17 protein-coding genes, 1 tRNA gene and 1 riboswitch are annotated in these 18,560 nt (G+C 71.9%); of the genes, 7 read left to right on the top strand and 11 right to left on the bottom strand.

Annotation, left to right across the window (positions count from 1 at the left end):
* Positions 1-74 precede the first annotated feature (74 nt).
* Genes treZ through glgX form a run of 3 tightly spaced genes read right to left on the bottom strand, consistent with a single transcriptional unit; the run spans position 75 to position 6,561 of the window.
* Entirely contained in the window at positions 75-1,838 is a 1,764-nt protein-coding gene (treZ, locus tag MT346_RS02825) for a malto-oligosyltrehalose trehalohydrolase (RefSeq protein WP_243561236.1), read from the bottom strand.
* Positions 1,835-4,318: a malto-oligosyltrehalose synthase gene (treY, locus tag MT346_RS02820; protein WP_243561235.1), complete on the bottom strand. Its 2,484-nt coding sequence runs from the start codon at positions 4,316-4,318 to the stop codon at positions 1,835-1,837. Before treY ends, treZ begins: the two co-directional genes overlap by 4 nt.
* Positions 4,315-6,561 (bottom strand): glycogen debranching protein GlgX, encoded by a 2,247-nt coding sequence (glgX, locus tag MT346_RS02815; RefSeq protein WP_243561234.1) that lies wholly within the window; start codon positions 6,559-6,561, stop codon positions 4,315-4,317. The genes treY and glgX overlap by 4 nt, the downstream gene beginning before the upstream one ends.
* A gap of 146 nt (positions 6,562-6,707) precedes the next feature.
* Here glgX and MT346_RS02810 point away from each other — a divergent pair, with 146 nt between their 5' ends.
* The 5 genes from MT346_RS02810 to MT346_RS02790 all read left to right on the top strand — a co-directional run bounded on the left by MT346_RS02810 (position 6,708) and on the right by MT346_RS02790 (position 11,079).
* Complete coding sequence (locus MT346_RS02810) at positions 6,708-7,028, top strand: hypothetical protein (protein WP_243561233.1); 321 nt, start codon at positions 6,708-6,710, stop codon at positions 7,026-7,028.
* Positions 7,029-7,053: 25 nt separating this feature from the next.
* A riboswitch (TPP riboswitch) is annotated at positions 7,054-7,165 on the top strand.
* Positions 7,157-7,807 (top strand): ECF transporter S component, encoded by a 651-nt coding sequence (locus tag MT346_RS02805; protein ID WP_243561232.1) that lies wholly within the window; start codon positions 7,157-7,159, stop codon positions 7,805-7,807. Its footprint overlaps the riboswitch before it by 9 nt.
* Positions 7,804-9,624, top strand: coding sequence for an ABC transporter ATP-binding protein (locus MT346_RS02800; RefSeq protein ID WP_243561231.1), 1,821 nt, complete (start codon positions 7,804-7,806; stop codon positions 9,622-9,624). The genes MT346_RS02805 and MT346_RS02800 overlap by 4 nt, the downstream gene beginning before the upstream one ends.
* Positions 9,625-9,815: 191 nt before the next feature.
* Complete coding sequence (locus tag MT346_RS02795; RefSeq protein WP_243561230.1) at positions 9,816-10,535, top strand: energy-coupling factor transporter transmembrane protein EcfT; 720 nt, start codon at positions 9,816-9,818, stop codon at positions 10,533-10,535.
* The gene (locus MT346_RS02790; protein ID WP_243561229.1) at positions 10,528-11,079 is read left to right on the top strand and encodes an ATP-binding protein; all 552 of its coding nucleotides are present in this window, start codon (positions 10,528-10,530) and stop codon (positions 11,077-11,079) included. Before MT346_RS02795 ends, MT346_RS02790 begins: the two co-directional genes overlap by 8 nt.
* A gap of 81 nt (positions 11,080-11,160) precedes the next feature.
* Here MT346_RS02790 and MT346_RS02785 read toward each other — a convergent pair whose 3' ends face one another.
* The 5 genes from MT346_RS02785 to MT346_RS02765 form a co-directional block, all read right to left on the bottom strand.
* Positions 11,161-11,505 carry a metallopeptidase family protein gene (locus tag MT346_RS02785; RefSeq protein WP_243561440.1) on the bottom strand — a complete coding sequence of 115 codons (345 nt, stop codon included), beginning with the start codon at positions 11,503-11,505 and terminating at the stop codon, positions 11,161-11,163.
* A 127-nt stretch (positions 11,506-11,632) separates the two neighbouring features.
* A tRNA-His gene (locus MT346_RS02780) sits at positions 11,633-11,708 on the bottom strand.
* 67 nt (positions 11,709-11,775) lie between these two features.
* A complete protein-coding gene (gene orn, locus MT346_RS02775) occupies positions 11,776-12,423 on the bottom strand; it encodes an oligoribonuclease (protein ID WP_243561228.1) in 648 nt (215 codons plus the stop codon).
* Between the two features lie 564 nt (positions 12,424-12,987).
* The gene (locus tag MT346_RS02770; protein ID WP_243561439.1) at positions 12,988-14,193 is read right to left on the bottom strand and encodes an MFS transporter; all 1,206 of its coding nucleotides are present in this window, start codon (positions 14,191-14,193) and stop codon (positions 12,988-12,990) included.
* A 77-nt stretch (positions 14,194-14,270) separates the two neighbouring features.
* Entirely contained in the window at positions 14,271-14,705 is a 435-nt protein-coding gene (locus tag MT346_RS02765; protein ID WP_243561227.1) for a MarR family winged helix-turn-helix transcriptional regulator, read from the bottom strand.
* 83 nt (positions 14,706-14,788) lie between these two features.
* Between MT346_RS02765 and MT346_RS02760 the strand changes: the two genes are divergently transcribed.
* A complete protein-coding gene (locus MT346_RS02760; RefSeq protein ID WP_243561226.1) occupies positions 14,789-15,079 on the top strand; it encodes an oligoribonuclease in 291 nt (96 codons plus the stop codon).
* A gap of 29 nt (positions 15,080-15,108) precedes the next feature.
* On the top strand, positions 15,109-15,372 hold the full coding sequence (locus tag MT346_RS02755; protein ID WP_243561225.1) for a thioredoxin domain-containing protein: 264 nt from the start codon (positions 15,109-15,111) through the stop codon (positions 15,370-15,372).
* On the opposite strand, the gene MT346_RS02750 is transcribed toward MT346_RS02755, so the two are convergent.
* The 3 genes from MT346_RS02750 to MT346_RS02740 form a co-directional block, all read right to left on the bottom strand.
* A complete protein-coding gene (locus MT346_RS02750) occupies positions 15,313-16,746 on the bottom strand; it encodes a DUF6716 putative glycosyltransferase (protein ID WP_243561224.1) in 1,434 nt (477 codons plus the stop codon). The two genes, MT346_RS02755 and MT346_RS02750, sit on opposite strands and share 60 nt — an antisense overlap.
* A 119-nt stretch (positions 16,747-16,865) precedes the next feature.
* Entirely contained in the window at positions 16,866-17,738 is an 873-nt protein-coding gene (locus tag MT346_RS02745; protein ID WP_243561223.1) for an N-acetylneuraminate synthase family protein, read from the bottom strand.
* The gene (locus tag MT346_RS02740) at positions 17,735-18,475 is read right to left on the bottom strand and encodes a cytidylyltransferase domain-containing protein (protein WP_243561222.1); all 741 of its coding nucleotides are present in this window, start codon (positions 18,473-18,475) and stop codon (positions 17,735-17,737) included. Before MT346_RS02740 ends, MT346_RS02745 begins: the two co-directional genes overlap by 4 nt.
* Between the last annotated feature and the right edge of the window lie 85 nt (positions 18,476-18,560).

The raw sequence follows: 18,560 nt of genomic DNA, 5'->3' as shown, positions 1-18,560 counted from the left end.
GCCCGTCCTCGGCGAGCGCAACGACGAAGGGCCACCCGCGAGGGTGGCCCTTCGTGCCGTGCGGGGTCGTGTCCCTACCGGAGCACGAGGATCCCGCGCCCCGTGAAGTGGACGGTCTCGTTGTCGTCGTCCTCGATCGAGGCCCCGCCGAAGGCGTAGAACACCTCGCCGGTGGCACCGGGCACCGGCACCGTCGCCGCGTCGTCGAGGAAGTTCACGACGACGTGCACCGGTGCGGCGGTCGGGCCGAGCAACCCGCGCGTCAGCACCAGCCAGCGTCGGTCCTCGTCGAACCGGACGGCGTTGGCCTCGTAGCGGTGGTCGACGAACGCCTCGTCGGTCCGTCGGAGTGCGACGAGCACCCGGTACGCCCGCAGGATCGCCGTCCCGCGCGCGGACGTCGCGTCGGACCAGTCGAGCTTCGAGTCCTGGAACGTCCGAGGGTCCTGCGGATCCGGGACGGCGGACTCGTCCCAGCCGTGCTGGGCGAACTCGGCGATGCGTCCCTCGGCCGTGGCCTTGCCCAGCTCGGGTTCCGGGTGCGACGTGAAGAACTGCCACGGCGTCGTCGCGGCGAACTCCTCGCCCATGAACAGCATCGGCGTGAAGGGGCCGAGCAACGTCAGGGCCGCTGCGATGACGAGACCTTCGTCGTCGAGCGTCGCGGCGAGGCGGTCGCCGGTCGCCCGGTTGCCGATCTGGTCGTGGTTCTGGTTCGCGACGACCAGTGCGGTCGCGGGTGACGTCCCGCGGTCGATCGGGCGCCCGTGCCGCTTGCCGCGGAACGAGGACCACGTGCCGTCGTGGAAGAAGCCCTCGTGCAGGACCTTCGCCAGCGCCGACAGCGGGGCGAAGTCGGCGTAGTAGCCGTTCGTCTCGCCGGTGAGTGCGACGTGCACCGCGTGGTGGAAGTCGTCGGACCACTGTCCGGCGAGGCCGTACCCCGCGGCTTCCTGCGGGCGGAACATCACGGGGTCGTTCAGGTCGGACTCGGCGATGAGGGAGCGCGGGATGCCGGTGAACGCCGAGAAGGCATCGGACTCGCTCGCCATCTCGGCCAGCACGTGCGGCCGCGTGGTGTCACGGATCGCGTGCACGGCATCCAGTCGCAGGCCGTCGACGTGGTGGTCGCGCAACCACATCCGGACGTTGTCCAGCACGTACCGGCGGACTTCGGGGTGCTCGACGTTGACCGAGTCGCCCCACGTGTTCGCCAGCCCCTGCGTCAGGTACGGCCCGTACAGCGGCAGGTAGTTGCCGCTCGGACCGAGGTGGTTGTACACGACGTCCTGGATCACGCCGAGGCCGAGCGCGTGCGCGGTGTCGACGAAGCGGTCGTAGGCATCCGGCCCGCCGTACGGCGCATGCACGGCGTACCAGGCGACACCGTCGTAGCCCCAGTTCCACTCGCCGTTGACGGCGTTGACCGGCAGCAGTTCGACGAACTCCACGCCGAGCTCCACCAGGTGGTCGAGCTGCTCGGCTGCGGCGTCGAGCGTGCCCTCGGGTGTGTAGGTGCCGACGTGCATCTCGTAGATCACGGCGCCGCGGGCCGGGCGGCCGGTCCACGACTCGTCGGTCCAGGCGAACCGTGCGGGGTCGACCACCTCGGACGCGCCGTGCACGCCGTCCGGCTGGTACCGGCTGCGGGGGTCGGGGCGGACCGCGTCGTCATCGTCGAGCCGGAACCCGTACCGGGCACCGACGACGGGCACGATCGCGTCGGTGCGCCACCAGTCGTCGTCTCCGCGGGTCAGCGGGTACTCGGTGCCGTCGACGACCAGGCGCACGCGCTCGGGGGTCGGCGCCCAGACGGCGTACCGATCGGGTGCGGTCATGCGTGACCCTCCAGGATCTCGATCTCGGCCTGCGCGTCCGTCTCGGTCGCATCGGTCGTGCTCGTGTCGTTCGCTGTCGTGCTGTTCGCTGTCGTGTCGCCGGTCGCGGCGGCACTCGTGACCGCGTCGGTGTGACCGGCCGCGACGTCGGCCGAGGGCACCAGCAGGGCGACGGGGTAGGTGGCGAGCAGCTCGGAGAGCTGGACGCCCCTGGCTGCCGGGAAGTGCCTCCCGGTCAGGGCGTCGACACGGTCGACGGGAGCCGGGTGGATGCAGGTGTCACCCCACCCGCCGACCCGCTCGAGCCCGATCGGCAGGCGGGTGGCGACGGTCACGGCGCCGCCGCGGTCGAAGGCGACCACGTGGTCGGCCGCGCTGCCGGTGGCCTCGACCGGCAGGTGTCGCGTGAACAACTCGGGGCGATCGCGCCGCAGACGCAACGCGCGGCTGGTGACCAGCAGCTTGGCCTCGCCGTCGATCCCGATCGAGGGCAGCATCTCGGGGCCGTCGTCGTCGGGGCCGTCGAGCTCGGCCAGGATGCGGCGGCGCTCGGCGTAGTCGACCGCGCGACGGTTGTCCGGGTCGACGAGCGAACGGTCCCAGAGCTCGGTGCCCTGGTAGACGTCGGGAACGCCCGGCGCGGTCAGCTGCACGAGCTTCAGGCCGAGACCGTTCGACCACCCCGCCGCGTTGATCCGCTCGTCGAGGTCGTCGAGCACGGCGACCACCGTCGGGTCGTCGAACGCAGCGTCGACCAGCGCGTGCATGCGCCCCTCGAAGTCCTGGTCCGGCTCGGTCCACGTGGTGCTGTCACCGGCTTCGCGCGATGCCTTCTCGGCGTAGGCGTGCAGGCGTTCGCGGCTGGCGGGGCGCGCGCCCACGATCGCCTGCCAGAGCAGGTTCGCGAAGACATGGTCCTCGAGCGGCGCGAGCGTGTTCAGCCGGTGGAACACCTCGGTCCACTCGTCACCCAGCTCCGCGAGCACGGCGATGCGAGCGCGGGTGTCCTCGCTGCGCTTCGTGTCGTGCGTGGTGAGCGTCGTCATCGTGTGTGGCCAGCTCGCCAGCCGCTCACGTTGCGCGGCGTGGAACTCCTCCACCGAGACGGCGAAGATGCTCGGGTCACCGCCGACCTCGCTGAGCGAGCTGAGCTTGGCGGAGCGGTAGAACGCGGTGTCCTCGACGCCCTTGGCCATCACCATCCCGCTGGTCTGCTGCAGGCGGATCGCAGCAGCGTTCGACGGGTCGATCAGCGACGGCGCGATGCGGTCGATGACGTCGGCCAGGTCGGGTCGCGTCTCGGCGGCGCCCTCGAGCGCGTCGATCAGGAAGTGCGCGCCCTCCGGCAGGTAGGTCCGGTAGACGTCGAAGCAGGCGATGACCTCGGCGAGCGCGTCGACCAGTCGAGCGTGGTCCTCGGTCAGCCCCTGGGCCTCGAACAGACGGGCAAGACGCTCCACCTCGCTGCCGAGGATGCCGTCGGCGATCCCGCGTCGGGTGTCGTGGGTCAGGGCCTGCCAGTCGGCGGGTTCGGCCTCGACGGTCGCCCACAGCGGTTCCTCGCCGCGGGGGTCGACGAACACCCGGTCCATCGTGCCGAGCGCGTCGTAGCCGGTGGTGCCGTCGACCGGCCAGCTGCCGGGGAGTTCCTCGCCGGGCTCGAGGATCTTCTCGACCAGGGTGTACGCACCACCGGTCAGACGGTGCAGGTCGCCGAGGTAGCCGGCGGGGTCGTACAGCCCGTCCGGGTGGTCGATGCGCAGGCCGTCGACCAGACCGTCGCGGAACCACTCACCGACCACGGCGTGCGAGGCCGCGAACACCTCGGGCTCCTCGACGCGGATCGCCGCGAGGGTGTTGACCGCGAAGAACCGTCGGTAGTTCAGGTCGTGGTCGGCGCGCTTCCAGTGGATGAACTCGTAGTGCTGTCGAGCGTGCACGGTCGGCACGTCGTCGCCGTCGTGGACCGTGCCCGGAGCGGTCGGGTACGCGGTGGCCCCGACTCGCAGCACCGGGCGCTCGGCATCGGACGTGTCCAGCGAGACCGCGTCGAGCATGTCGTCCGCGAGCACGGGGACACGCAGTCGACCGTCGCCCGCCTGCCAGTCGACGTCGAACGCCCAGGCCACGGGTGACTCCTGCCCGCGCTCGAGCAGGGACCACCACCACGGGTTCGTCTCCGGGGTCGCGACACCGACGTGGTTGGGCACGATGTCGACGAGCACGCCGAGTCCCGCAGCGTGGGCCGCCTCGGTGAGGGCACGGAACGCCGCGTCGCCGCCGCGCTCGGTGTCGACGTGCGTGTGGTCGACCACGTCGTAGCCGTGGGCGGAGCCGGGCTCGGCCTGCAGCACCGGCGACAGGTACAACCAGTCCGCACCGAGGTCGTGCACGTACTCGACGACGTCGGCCGCGGCCGCCAGGTCGAAGTCCGGGGACACCTGCAACCGGTAGGTCGAGACCGGGGTCCGCTTGGTCACTGGGGTGCTCCGTTCTGCGCGGTCGCGCTGGGTGCCGTCGAGCCGGCCGGGTTCGCCGGGGTGACGGCGTCTTGCGCTGCGCGCGGTGCCGGGGCCCCCGCGGTGGCCGTGTCGACCGGGGTGACCGTGACCTCGTGGTCGGGTTCGGCGCGCAGCACGATCATCGAGCGTGCGGGCACATCGAGCTTCGATCCCGCGTCGAGCACCTGCTCGCGGGCGCCCGGGTCGGCGGTGTCGATCCGCACGGTCCAGCCGGGGGAGTACTCCTCGGGTGGGAGGGTGAAGGTCACGACGTCGTCGTGGGCGTTGAAGTAGGTGATGAACGCGACGTCCGTCACCCGGTCGCCGCGGGCGTCACGCCCGCGGATGCCCTCGCCGTTCAGGTACATGCCGACGCTCTTGCCGAAGCCGGAGTCCCAGTCCTCGGGTTCCATCGCGTCGCCCGACGGGGTCAGCCACACCACGTCGGGCAGGGGCTCGTCCTGGCCGCGACGCACCGGTCGGCCGTTGAAGTACCGGGTGCGGCGGAACGTCGGGTGGTCGTGCCGCAGCTTCAGGACGTCGGCCGTGAACTGGACCAGGTCGTCGTCAGCGGTGTCCCAGTCGATCCAGCTGATCGCGGAGTCCTGGGCGTAGACGTTGTTGTTGCCCTGCTGCGTGCGGCCGAGCTCGTCGCCGTGGGCGATCATCGGGACGCCCTGGCTGAGCAGCAGCGTCGCCAGGAAGTTGCGCTGCCGCTGCGTCCGCAGGGTGTTCACCGCCGGGTCGTCGGTCGGCCCTTCGGCGCCGGAGTTCCACGAGCGGTTGTGGCTCTCGCCGTCGTTGTTGTCCTCGCCGTTGGCCTGGTTGTGCTTCTCGTTGTAGGCGACCAGGTCGTACAGGGTGAAGCCGTCGTGCGCGGTGATGAAGTTGATGCTGGCCTTGGGCGTGCGGCCGTCGTGCTCGTACAGGTCGGCCGAGCCCGAGATGCGCGAGGCGAACTCGCCGAGCGTCGACGGCTCACCGCGCCAGAAGTCGCGGACGGTGTCGCGGTACTTGCCGTTCCACTCCGACCACTGCGGGGGGAAGTTGCCGACCTGGTAGCCGCCGGGACCGACGTCCCACGGCTCGGCGATGAGCTTCACCTGCGACACGATCGGGTCCTGCTGGACCAGTTCGAAGAAGGCCGACAGTCTGTCCACCTCGTAGAACTCGCGAGCGAGTGCCGCGGCGAGGTCGAAGCGGAAGCCGTCGACGTGCATCTCCGTCACCCAGTAGCGCAGCGAGTCCATGATGAGCTGCAGCGAGTGCGGGTGCCCGACGTTGAGCGAGTTCCCGGTGCCCGTCACGTCCATGTAGTAGCGCTTGTCGTCGTCCATCAAGCGGTAGTACGCGGCGTTGTCGATCCCACGGAAGGACAGCGTCGGGCCGAGGTGGTTGCCTTCGGCGGTGTGGTTGTAGACGACGTCGATGACGACCTCGATGCCCGCGCGGTGGAGCTCCCGCACCATCGTCTTGAACTCCTGCACCTGCTGTCCGCCGTCGCCCGAGGACGAGTAGTGCGAGTGCGGGGCGAAGAACCCGATGGTGTTGTAGCCCCAGTAGTTCGACAACCCCTTGTCCTGCAGGGTCGAGTCGTTCACGAACTGGTGCACGGGCATGAGTTCGAGCGTCGTGACGCCCAGGCGCTTGAGGTGCTCGATGACGGCGGGGTGCCCGACACCGGCGTAGGTGCCGCGCTGGTCTTCGGGGACGTCGGGGTGCGTCTCGGTCAGGCCCTTGACGTGCGCCTCGTAGATGACCGTCTCGCCGTACGGGGTGCGCGGAGCACGGTCGCCCTGCCAGTCGAAGAAGGGGTTGATCACCACGCCCTTGACCATGTGGGCGCCGGAGTCCTCGTCGTTGGTGGAGTCGGGGTCGCCGAACGTGTACGAGAACAAGGACTGGTCCCAGTCGATGTCGCCGCTGGTGGCCTTGGCGTACGGGTCGAGCAGCAGCTTGTTCGGGTTGCAGCGGGCGCCCGTCGCCGGGTCGTACGCCCCGTGTACCCGGAAGCCGTAGAGCTGGCCGGGTCCGGTGTTGGGCAGGTACGCGTGCCAGACGTAGGCGTCGACCTCGACCAGGGGGACGCGCTCCTCGGTGCCGTCCTCGTCGAAGAGGCACAGCTCCACGCGTTCGGCCACCTCGCTGAACAGGGCGAAGTTCGTGCCACTGCCGTCGTACGTCGCGCCGAGCGGGTAGGGATTGCCGGGCCAGGTGTGCAAACGTGCCTCCATATGTCTCGCTGAGCGTATCGGCGCCTCCCTGTGCTGTCCGCCGCCCTGCCGGGCCCGTGGACGGGTCCGACCGCCCCACGCCCTGTGGACAGGGGCCTCCGCGCACCCGGGGTGCCGCGGAGTAGCCTCGCGCCATGACCAACATCGTGACGCAGATCGCAGACAAGGTGCGCCCCTTCGGCGTCTCCTCGAACTACGGAGACCCGGTCGAGGTCGGGGACCAGACCCTCATCCCGGTGTCCGTCGGGTGGTTCGGCTTCGGCGGCGGTGGCGACGACCAGAACGGTGGCGGTGGCGGTGGTGGCGCGACGCTCCCCGTTGGCGCCTACGTGCGTCGTCCTGGCAAGGACCTGGAGTTCGAACCGAACCTGATCTCGCTGCTCGTCGTGTGCATCCCGGTGATCTGGGTGACCGGCACCGTCCTCCGCAAGCTCGTCCGCGTCCTCAAGAAGTAACGGGCGCCGCGCCGCAGTACACTGCTGGGACACACACGGGAGTCCGGGATCGCCGGGCTGAGAGGGAGCGAGTCGCGCTCCGACCGTCGAACCTGATCCGGGTCATGCCGGCGCAGGGAGGAGTCCACATGCCTGTCGGCACGTCATCTGCTGTTCCGTCCACCGCGGCCCCCGTCGGCCGCCGTTCGCTGCGATGGCGCGTCGTCGACATCGTCGTCGCCAGCGTCCTGGCCGTCGCCGTCGGCGTGGTCTTCAAGGTCTGGGAGTTCGGGTACGAGCCCCTGTCCACGGCCGTCGCGCTCCTGCTGCCCGGCACACAGGCGCTCTTCGGGGGTGTCTGGCTGCTCGCCGGGCCCCTCGTCGCGATCATCGTGCGCAAGCCGGGTGCCGCGCTCTTCGCCGAGTTGGTTGCCGCCAGTGTCGAGGCGCTGTTCGGCACCCAGTGGGGGTGGACCACGCTCGAGGCCGGACTCGTCCAGGGCCTGGGTGCCGAGCTCGTCCTCGCGCTGTTCTTGTACCGCGTGTACCGACTGCCCGTCGTGGTGCTCGCCGGTGCCGTCGCCGGGCTGGCGATGGGCCTGAACGACATCGTGCTCTCGTACGCGGGTCTCGACCCGGCGTTCAAGCTCGTCTACGTCATCAGCGGCATCGTCTCGGGTGCCGTGATCGCCGGCCTCGGGTCCTGGCTCGTCGCGCGTGCACTGGCACGGACCGGCGTCCTGTCCTCGTTCGCCGTCGGCCGCGAGCACGCGCAGCGGCGCCGGACCCCCGCGGCGTGAACCAGGCGGGTGTCACCCCCGCTCGGATCGAGTTCCGCGACTGGGGTTGGCGGTACGCCGCGCGTGACGCCTGGGCCGTCCGCGGGCTCGACCTGGTCGTCGAGCCCGGTGAACGTGTCGCCGTGGTCGGGGCGTCCGGGGCGGGCAAGTCCACGCTCCTGCGCGCCGTGGCCGCGGTGCTGCCTGACGAGCCCGACGCGGACGACCACTCGGCGGCTTCCGTGCAGGGTTCGGTGACGGTCGACGGTGCTGCACCCGGGTCGGCCCGTGGCCGCGTCGGCCTGGTCATGCAGGACCCCGAAGCCCACACGGTGATGTCACGCGTCGGCGACGACGTCGCGTTCGGCTGCGAGAACCTCGGCGTCCCGCGAGCAGCCATCTGGGAGCGGGTCCGGTCCGCACTCGAGGTCGTGGGGCTCGCCCTGCCCCTCGACCGGTCCACCACGATGCTCTCGGGTGGACAACGGCAGCGGTTGGCGCTCGCCGGGGTGCTCGCGATGCGCCCGGGGGCCCTCGTGCTCGACGAACCGTGCGCCAACCTCGACCCCGACGGCGTCCGTCAGGTCCACGATGCCGTGCGGGCACTGCTCGACGACACCGGCGCGACCATGCTCGTCGTGGAGCACCGGATCGGCACCTGGCTCGACCTGGTCGACCGACTGGTGCTGCTCGCGCCCGGGGCCGGCGTGCTGGCCGACGGCCCGCCCGCCGAAGTCCTGCGCGAGCACGGCGCGGCCCTGACGGCCGCCGGCGTCTGGGTGCCCGGCGCCGACCCCGCACGCGGTTCCGCTCGCCGCCCCCGCCCCGCTCCGACGCGAGCGGGCGAAATGCCAGGGCAGGTCGCGGCGGGGACCCGGGTATTCCGCCCACTCGGCGGCGACGCCGCCGGAGCAGCGCCCGGCATGGGCGCGCCCGCTCCGACGCGAGCGGGCGAAATGCCAGGGCCCGTCCCGAAGCCGTCCGTGGCATTCCGCCCGCTCGGCGCCGCCGCGCCCCCCGACGCCGCGCCCGATGCCGCCGCGCCGGGCGACGCCGCGCCCGATGCCGCCGCGCCCGGCGCCGCCGCGCCGGCCGCCGCCGCGCCCGCCGTCGAGCTCCACGCCGGCGCCGACCTGCTGGTCGCCGAGGAGCTCGGCACCGCACGCAGCCGACGCCATCCGGTCGGCCACGGCATCGACCTCACCGTCCGTGGGGGAGAGGTCCTGGCGGTCACGGGCCCGAACGGCATCGGCAAGTCGACACTCGGCCTGACCCTGGCCGGGCTGCTCCGTCCGGCGGTCGGTACGCTCCGTGCCACCACCGAACTGACCAGTGCCACCGCAGCGCCCCCCGCCGGCCCAGCGCCCTGTGGTTGGTCGAGCCGGCAGCTCGCTGCCCGCATCGGCACCGTGTTCCAGGACCCCGAGCACCAGTTCGTCGCCCGCACCGTCCGGCAGGAACTCGTGGCCGGCCCGACCGCGCTCGGGACCGACCCGGGCGAGGTCGCCGCACGCGTCGATGACCTGCTCCAGACGTTCGGTCTCGTCCACCTCGCCGATGCCGACCCGTTCACCCTGTCCGGCGGCGAGCAACGCCGGTTGGCCATCGGCACCGTCGTTGCGACGCGGCCCCCGGTCATCGTGCTCGACGAGCCGACCTCCGGCCAGGATCGTGCCACCTGGCAGGCCGTCGCAGGAGCGCTCGGCGCCTTGGCGGATGCCGGTACCGCCATCGTCGCGGTCACGCACGACCGTGATCTCGTTCGTGCGCTCGACGCCCGCGAGCTCGTGCTCACCGCGACCGGCCTGACCGACCCGACCACCAGGACTGCACCGTGACCGCTCCGGCAACGCGCGACGACCGGCCCGGCCGGGCCGGGCCTCCTGATCGGTCGACTCGGTCGGATCAGACACCCCGACCCGATCGGACGACCCCGCCCACCGATCGGACGACCCCGCCCAGCGACCCGACGAATCCGCCCGATCGGACGATCCGCTCGGACCGCACAGCCCGCCCCGCCGTCCAGCCCGTGGCGACCCTGCTCGGTGTGCTCGGACTCGGTGTCTGCCTGGTGCTGAGCCTGGACCTCGTGTCCGCGGCGGTCGCGCTGGCGATCGAACTCGCACTCGCACCGCTCCTCCGGATCCCGGTCCGGACACTGCTGCTGCGGACCTCGCCGGTGCTGCTCGCGGTCCCGCTGACGGGCCTGAGCATCGCGCTGTACGGGCAGGCGTCGGGCCGCGAGTGGTTCGATCTCGGCTTCGCGCACGTCACCGACGGGTCGCTCGAACTGGCGCTCGCGACGATGCTGCGCGTGCTCGCCGTCGGCCTGCCGGGCGTGGCGCTGTTCGTCCGCGTGGACCCGACGGACCTGGCGGACGGGCTGGCACAGGTCCTCCGGCTTCCTGCGCGCTTCGTGCTGGGCGCGCTCGCGGCGATCCGGATGATGACGCTGCTCGGCGAGGACTGGCGTCAGATCGGCATGGCTCGACGGGCGCGAGGGCTGGGGGACGGTGGGCGGCTCCGACGTGGAGCATCGATGGCCTTCGCGCTCCTGGTGGTGGCGCTGCGGCGTGCGACGACCCTCGCGGTGGCGATGGAGTCGCGAGGGTTCGGTGCGCCCGGGCGGCGCACCTGGGCTCGGCCGGCGCGGTTCGCGGGACGCGAGTGGGCCACGGTCGCACTGCTGGTCGGGATCGGCCTGGTCGCCATCGTGGTGTCGGTGGCCGCGGGGACATGGCGTGCCTGAGACGGACGGACTGGAGGCCCGGCTCGCGTCGGTCTCGATGCTCGCCACCCGCGCGTGGACCGCTGCGACGGTCGACGGGCGCCGGCCCGTCGTGCTGGTCGACGGACGCTCCGGCACCGGGAAGACCACCCTGGGTACCGCCCTGGCGGGGGAGATCGGTGCGCAGCTCGTCCACCTGGACGATGTCTACCCGGGGTGGGACGGACTACGCGCCGCCGCCGATGCGGTCGTGACCGACGTCCTCGGAGCCCCGTCCGGGTACCGGCGGTGGGACTGGACGGCGTCGGCGCCGAGCGACTGGGTACGGCTTGACCCCGCCGCGCCGATCGTGGTCGAGGGTTGCGGGGCCCTGTCGCGCGCCTCGGCGCCGATGGCGTCCGTACGGGTGTGGCTCGCCGCCGACGATGCGGTCCGGAAACGTCGGGCGATCGACCGCGACGGCGACGTGTTCGCCACGGAGTGGGACAGGTGGGCCCGACAGGAGGATGCGTTCATCGCTGCCGAGGCTCCGGCGTCGCTGGCCGACGTGGTGCTCCGGTCCTGATCACTCGCAGGCCGGGCTCCAGGCGCGGGCCCGGCCGGCCCACGCGAGCGCTGCCCGCGGTCCGCGCTGAGCGCGCGGGTCCTACGCCCAGCCGAGTTCGTGCAGGCGCTCGTCGTCGATGCCGTAGAAGTGCCCGATCTCGTGCACGAGGGTCGTGTGCACCTCGTCGCGGAGTTCGTCGACCGTCTCGCACTCGGCCAGGTGCTGCTTGCGGAACACCACGATGCGGTCGGGCAGTTCTCCGAAGCCGTACTGCCCGCGTTCCGTCGCCGCGATCCCGTCGTAGATCCCGAACAGGTCGGAGCCGTCCTCGGGTTCGTCTTCGACCACGAAGACGACGTTGTCGAGCCCGTCGACCATCTCGTCCGGGAGCAGGTCGAGCTCGTCGGTCACGAGGTCCTCGAACGCCTCGGCGGACATCTCCATCACGGCACCGATCGTGGCACATCCGTCTGGGTGGATCCGCGCGGCGTCGCAGGGCGCGGACGGACGACGACGTGGGAACGACAGAAGGAGAGTGCCGTTGCGCGAGGCAACGGGACTCTCCTTCGACTGGGGTGAGTAACGGGGCTCGAACCCGCGACCTCCTAGACCACAACCAGGCGCTCTACCAGCTGAGCTATACCCACCATGTGCACTCCGGCGAGCCGGAAGCAACCACTCAATAGTAGTACACGCGGGAGACCCCGCGGGACACTACTCGGCGGGCTGCTGTTCGGGCTGCGCCAGGCGGGGTGCCCAGGCCTCGACCACCTGGGCGGAGACCGCGCGCACGTCCTCGGTCGTGGGGCCGGGCTCGGCGACGAACCCTGCACGGCGGTAGTACTCGAGCTCGCGGATGGACTCGAGGATGTCCGCCAGTGCCCGGTGCCCGCCGTGCTTCTCCGGGGCGTTGAAGTACACGCGCGGGAACCAGCGCCGGCAGAGCTCCTTGATGCTCGACACGTCGACGCTGCGGTAGTGCAGGTGCCCGTCGACGCGGGGCATGTACTTCGCCAGGAACGCCCGGTCCGTGCCGATGGTGTTGCCGGCGAGGGGAGCGGACCCCTCGGCGGGGACGTGGGCGAGGATGTACTCGAGCACCTGGTACTCGGCGTCCGCCAGGGACACCCCGTTCGGGATCTCCTCGGCCAAGCCCGACGTCGCGTGCATGTTCGTCACGAACTCGTTCATGTTGTCGAGCGCCGACTGGTCGGGCTTGATCACGATGTCGAAGCCGGGGTGCACGGGGTTCAGGTCGAAGTCGGTGATGACCACGGCCACCTCGACGAGTTCGTCGACCTCGACGTCGAGGCCCGTCATCTCGCAGTCGATCCAGACGAGGCGGTCATTCGCGGTTGCCATGCCCACGATCCTATTCCCGGCCACAGACGCCGCCGGACGGCTGGGGATGACGCGACCGTCTGGAGGCCCGGTGCCGGCCCGCCGGACCGGCACCGGGCCTCCAGACGGTCGCGTCCCACCCCGCGTCCCGTCCCGCCCCCCGCCCCGTCCCGCCCCCGTGCGCCGAGCGGGCGAAATGCCGTGGCGCTCTCGTTCGCGACCCCGCGCTTCCGCCCGCTCGCTGGTCGTGCTGTCCGCCGGGCCCATGCCCACCGCCGCGAGCGGGCGGAACGTCGTGGTGCTCTCGCGGGCGGACCAGGGTGTTCCGCCCGTTCGCGCGGGCCGCCGGAGGGACCGTCCGCGCGACCGCGCGACCGTGCGGGCCGCCAGCGGGACCTTCCGCGCGACCGCGCGAGCCCCCGGCGGGCCGTTCCATCCGGCCGCGGGTCCCCACCCCACGCACGAACGGGCGAGATGCCGGGGTCCTGCGGAGTGCAGACCCTGGCATTTCGCCCGTTCGCGGTGAAGCGCGCCCACAAGCACGAGGCGCCCTCCCACGCCCAGCGTCCAAGCGCGCCCCGCGCGTCAGAGCATCTCGCCGGCGCCGATCGCCTCGGCTTCGATGCGCTCGGGCTCTGCCCCGTCGTCGACCCGCCGCAGCACGCGCGCGGTGACCAGTGTCACGACGAACGCGACCGTGACCGACGCTCCCGCGAAGACGTAGGCGGCACTCGGCGAGTACGCGTCGGCGAGCAGCGTCGCGACGGGCGGGGCGATGGCGCCGCCGATGAACCGGACGGCCGAGTACGCGCTCGATGCGACCGATCGGGGGAGGTCCGTGGCCTCCATGACGCACTCGGTCAGCACCGTGTTCAGGACACCGAGCACCAGCCCGCCGATGATCACGCAGATGACGAGCCCCACCTGGGAGCGCACCACGACGGCCGCGGCGAACAGGTCGAGCGCCAGCAGGGGCAGGGCGATCCGCAGGACGGTGGTGCGACGCAGCCGGGCGGTGAGCATCGGCGCGACCCAGACGGACGTGATCGCCAGGCCGACACCCCACCCGAAGAACGTGAACCCGATGCCGAGCGCGCCGAACCCGAGCGGGAACGGCGTGTACGCCAGCAGGACGAAGAAGCCGATGTTGTAGAACAGTGCGGTCGCGGCCAGGGCTGCGAGCGCCGGGTGGCCCAGGGCGCGGAAGGGTGCCGACAGCTTGGTGGGCACGGGCTTCTCGAGCCCCGACGACTTGAGCATCACGGCCACGGCGATGAACGCGATCGCCATCAGGGTCGTCACGCCGAAGAACGGTCCCCGCCAGCTGACGGAGCCGAGCAGGCCGCCGACCAGGGGCCCGATCGCGATGCCCAGGCCGAGTGCGGCCTCGTACAGGATGATCGCGGACGCCGTGCCACCCGAGGCGGCTCCGACGATCGTGGCCAGTGCGGTGGAGATGAACAGCGCGTTGCCGAGGCCCCACCCGGCGCGGAAGCCGATGATCGTCCAGACGTCGTTCGACACGGCGGCGAGCACGGCGAACACCACGATCAGGGCGAGCCCGATCATCAGGGTGCGCTTGGCACCGATGCGGCTCGAGACCCAGCTGGTGAAGAACATGGCGACGCCGGTCACGGCGAGGTAGCTCGTGAACAGCAGCTCCGTCTGCGCCGGGGTGGCCTTGAGCGACGCGGCGATGGCCGGCAGGATCGGGTCGACCAGGCCGATGCCCATGAAGGCGACGACGCAGGCGAAGGCGATCGCCCAGACCGCCCGGGACTGCTTGAGGATGCTGCCCTTCTGTGCGGGGGCGCCGTGGGCACCGGGTGCAGGGGCGTGTGCGGCCGAGGCCGCCGGGGCGTGCGCGTTCACGCGGTGATCTCCGTTCTGGTCCTCGATGCGACGAGGGCCGATGCTTCGTGCAGGACGTCCCACTGGTCGTCGTCGAGGTCGGCGAACAGCGGCCCGACGGTGCGGGTCAGGGTCGCGCGCCACGCGGTCAGGCGTTCGGCGCCGGCCGGGGTGATCTCGATGAGCTGCCCGCGGGAGTCGTCGGGGTCGACGGACCGGGCGATCAGGCCGTCGGCGAGCATGCTGCCGACGAGCCGGGTCATGGTGGGTTGGGACACGCGCGACGCCCGTGCGAGTTCGCCGAGCCGGAGCGGCTGGTCGGTCTCGAGGATGCCGAGCGTCCGCCAGACGGCCTGGGACGTGGTGTTCCCGGTGGCCTGGACGGCAATGCGGATCAGGCGGTTGACGGAGACGAGGAGCGTCTCGATCGTCTGCTCGCGCGATGGTTCCATAGCTGAACTATATAGCAGGGCTATGAAACCGGCAAGAGGGCTCCGGGAACGCTCGGACAGGGGCTCCTGGTAGACAGGACGGCATGAGCGACATCACCATCCACGAGGGCGACGAGTACACCGCCATCTACCACGAGGGCCCGTTCGACGGTCAGACGGACACCCGCACCGCCACCGGCGACGCGGTCGAGGACGAGGTGACGGTGTTCGCGGACGTCGAGGGCCTGCAGACGGCCTTCACCTACAAGGCCACCCACACCCGCCAGGTGCTCGACCAGACCTCGGTGGACTACACCTTCGTCCCGAACGAGTCCGACCCGCTCGACGACCTGCAGGAGCGCGGCGACCGCAGCGGCGGCTTCGACCGGGAGTAGTCCCGCACGCCGGCGCGTTGCACCGTCACATGCAGCTCGACCTCTGGACCTCCGCCTTCTGCGCACCGTGCGCCGCCGCCCGCCGGGTGGCCGCCGACGCAGCACAGCTGGTCCCCGGGCTCGCCGTGACCGAACGTGACGTCGCCGCGCACCCGGACGACGCAGAAGACCTCGGCATCCGCTCGACCCCCACGATCATCGTGCGGCGGTCGGACGGAGCCGAGGTCTTCCGTTCACCCGGCGTCCCGACCCGTGACCAGCTGCTGCTGGCCGTCGCGCGCGCCGTCGACTGAGGCGCCTTCTCGGTCCACGGCCTGGAGGCCCGGCTCGGCCTGCGCGGTCGGCGTCGCGCCCGGTAGGACACCGGTCCGCTGCGAGGTGGGCGCGCCGACCGCGGTCGGTTCCGGGGGCACGACCATCCGACGCACCCGCCGGGCCAGCCGCTTCGCCGTGCGGACCGGAGCGCCGATCGCCAGTGCGACCCGGCCGATCGCGGTGCGGTCGGCAGCGCCCAGGGTGTTCTTGCGCTCCCACGCCCGGCGCAGCGCTCCGCCGTGACTCCGGCGGGCACTCGGACGGTCGACCAGGGTGCCGGCGTCGCGCGCGGCCATCGCGGCCTCGGCACGGTCCGCCCAGTCGTCGTCGGAGTCCGGGTGGAAGTAGTTGTCCGTCATCCAGTCGGGGTGCACCACCCCGAACCGGCCGTCCACCAGGTCGATCGCGTCGCCCTCCAGGCCGCTGCCCACGAAGACCTCGTTGATGAGGGACCGGTGCACGCCGAAGTCGGTCAGGGTCAGCGCCGGGATGCCGCGCGCCGCTGCCTCGAGGACGGCCGTCGAGCTGATCGTCACCAGGGCCACGGCACGGTCCAGGTGCACCGCCATCGGGCCGGTCTCGACGACCAGGTTCGGCGGTGCGTCGGCGGGCAGCAGATCGGCGTACGGGAAGGTCTCGCGGTGGGTCTGGTGCTCGCCGGCGACGGCGCGGGTCTTCACCACGACGCGCCACGACGGGTGCCGGCGGGCGGTCTCGGCGAGCCAGGCGACGACGCGGGCACGATCGGCCTCGGACTCCGGCACGCTGGGCTGTGCGGCGAAGACGACCGAGTCCGGTGTGTGCGTCGCATCGTGGTCGGCCGGGGGCTGCGCCGTCAGCGAGTGCCCGGGCCGCGCGGCGAACGGCAGCGTGGCGAGTGCGAAGAAGGGCACGACGCCGTTCTCGGTCGCCATGGCGTCGTAGGCGCGGACCTCGCGGTGGCTGTGCAGCACGAACAGGTCGGCCCGGGCGCGGGAGAACACGCCCTTCCACTTCGCCGGGAACGAGATGCCGGGCAGCCCCGTCAGCAGCACCGGGCGCGGCGTGACCTGGCGGTGGACCTCGTCGATCAGCAGCTCGGCCACGGGCCCGATCGTCGACACGAGCACGGCATCCGGGGGGTCGCATCGCAGCCGGTCCACGATCGCATCGACCGTCAGCGGCGCCGGGGGAGTCGCCGCCAGGTGTGCGAGGCGGTCGTCCAGGCCGCGGAACGCCGCGCGGAGCTGTGCCGGGCTGGCCGTACGCGGGGTGTCCACCACGAGGAGCTCGAGCGACCAGTCCCGGGGAGCCGCCGACAGCAGGTGCGCGCCCCACTTCGCGAACGAGTCGGTGTCCACGATGCCGACCACGCGCCTCCCGGCCTGACCGTCTGTACCACTCACCGGGCTCACGCGGCTGTGGCTCGGTCCGTCGCTCACGCGGCTGAGGCTCGGTCCGTCGCTCACGCGGCTGTGGCTCGGTCCGTCGCTCACGCGTCGATGCGCCGCAGCTTCGCGAGCGGGGCGAGCTCGCCGGGCATGACCCGCTTGACGCCGTCGCCGAGCGCGCTCTCGATGATCCGGACGTCGCGGGCGAGCGTGGCGAGTCCGTGCGGCTCGAGCGACGCGGCGTGGTCGGAGCCCCACATCGTGCGGTCCAGCGTGATGTGCCGCTCGACGGCGGTCGCGCCGAGGGCCACCGCGGCGATCGAGATCTGCAGTCCCGGCTCGTGGCCGGAGTACCCGACGGGCACACCCGCGTACCGCTGGGCGAGGGTGTCGATCATGCGCAGGTTCGCCTCGTGCGCGGGCAGCGGGTACGTCGACGTCGCGTGCATGAGCACCAGCCGCTCCGTGCCCAGGGCGGCGACCGCGCGGTCGATCTGCTCGAGCGTCGACATCCCCGTCGACAGGATCACCGGCTTGCCCGTCGCCCGGACCGCCGCCAGCAGGCCGAGGTCCGTCACCGATGCCGACGCGATCTTGTACGCGACGACGTTGAGCGACTCGAGGAAGTCCACGCTCGGCTCGTCCCACGGCGACGCGAACCAGTCCAGGCCCCGCAGGGTCGCGTGGTCGCCGATCTCGATGTACTGCTCGCGGTCGAACTCGACGCGGTAGCGGTACTCCAGGTAGGTCATCTCGCCCCACGGCGTGCTGCGCGGGGTGTGCTTCATGTGCTCGGGCGTCGAGATCGCCGGCGTCCGCTTCTGGAACTTGACCGCCTGCAGACCGGCATCGGCCGCCACGTCGATCAGGCGCTTGGCGATGTCGACGTCACCGTTGTGGTTCAGGCCGATCTCGCCGATCAGGTAGGCGGGGTGTCCCGCGCCGATGGTCGACGTACCGATGCTGACGGTCATGGTGCTCCGTTCGTCGTGGCCAGCGGCCACCGTTGGGGATCGTGCGGACGGGTGTCGAGCTGCGGGGCGAGCGCCGCCGCGAGGGCCAGGTCCGCGGGCTCGTCGATGTCGATCGCGCCGCGCGGGTCCACCGGTGACAGCTCCACCCGGCCGAAGAAACGGTGCCGGTGGCGGCGGAACCCCTCGACGCGCAGCGCGTAGAAGGCCCCGGTCTCGCGGTACTCGGGCTCACGGTCCTGACGGCGCGGACGGGTCGCGGCATCGTGGTTCACCGCGACCGCGTGCCCGGCTGCATCGACGCGCCACAGGAACGCGTGCGACGGGGCCGCGGCGAACACGGCGTCCGCCGAACCGCCCAGCACGCGGGCCACGGCGTCGTCGAGGTCCGACGGGTCGATGAACGGCGAGGTCGCCTGCACGAAGAGCAGCACCTCGGGATCGAGCCCGTCCGCGTGCAGCTCGTCGAGGACGTGCAGGAGCGCCGACTCCGAACTCGCCTGGTCCCCGGCCAGGTCGGCGGGACGGCGAACGACCCGGGCACCGGCCGCGATGGCCTCGGCGGCGATGGCGTCACCGTCCGTGGACACCACGACACCGTCGACCAGTCGTGCTGCCCGGGCCGACTCGACCGCGCGGCGGACCAGGGAACGGCCCGCGACCGGGCGCAGGTTCTTGCCCGGGATGCCCTTGGAGCCGGCACGCGCCGGGACGACCGCCACGACGCGCAGGTTGCTCATGTCCTGGACGCTAGGCAGGGCGCGTGACCGGCAGGGGAACGGCGGGGAAGCAGCGCCCGAACGCCGGCTGGCGGGCGCGGTCGCG

The organism is Curtobacterium sp. VKM Ac-2922 (assembly GCF_022815645.1).
Classification (GTDB): domain Bacteria; phylum Actinomycetota; class Actinomycetes; order Actinomycetales; family Microbacteriaceae; genus Curtobacterium.
Note: the sequence above shows the minus strand (reverse complement) of the source record. Positions and strands in the feature narration are given on the sequence as shown.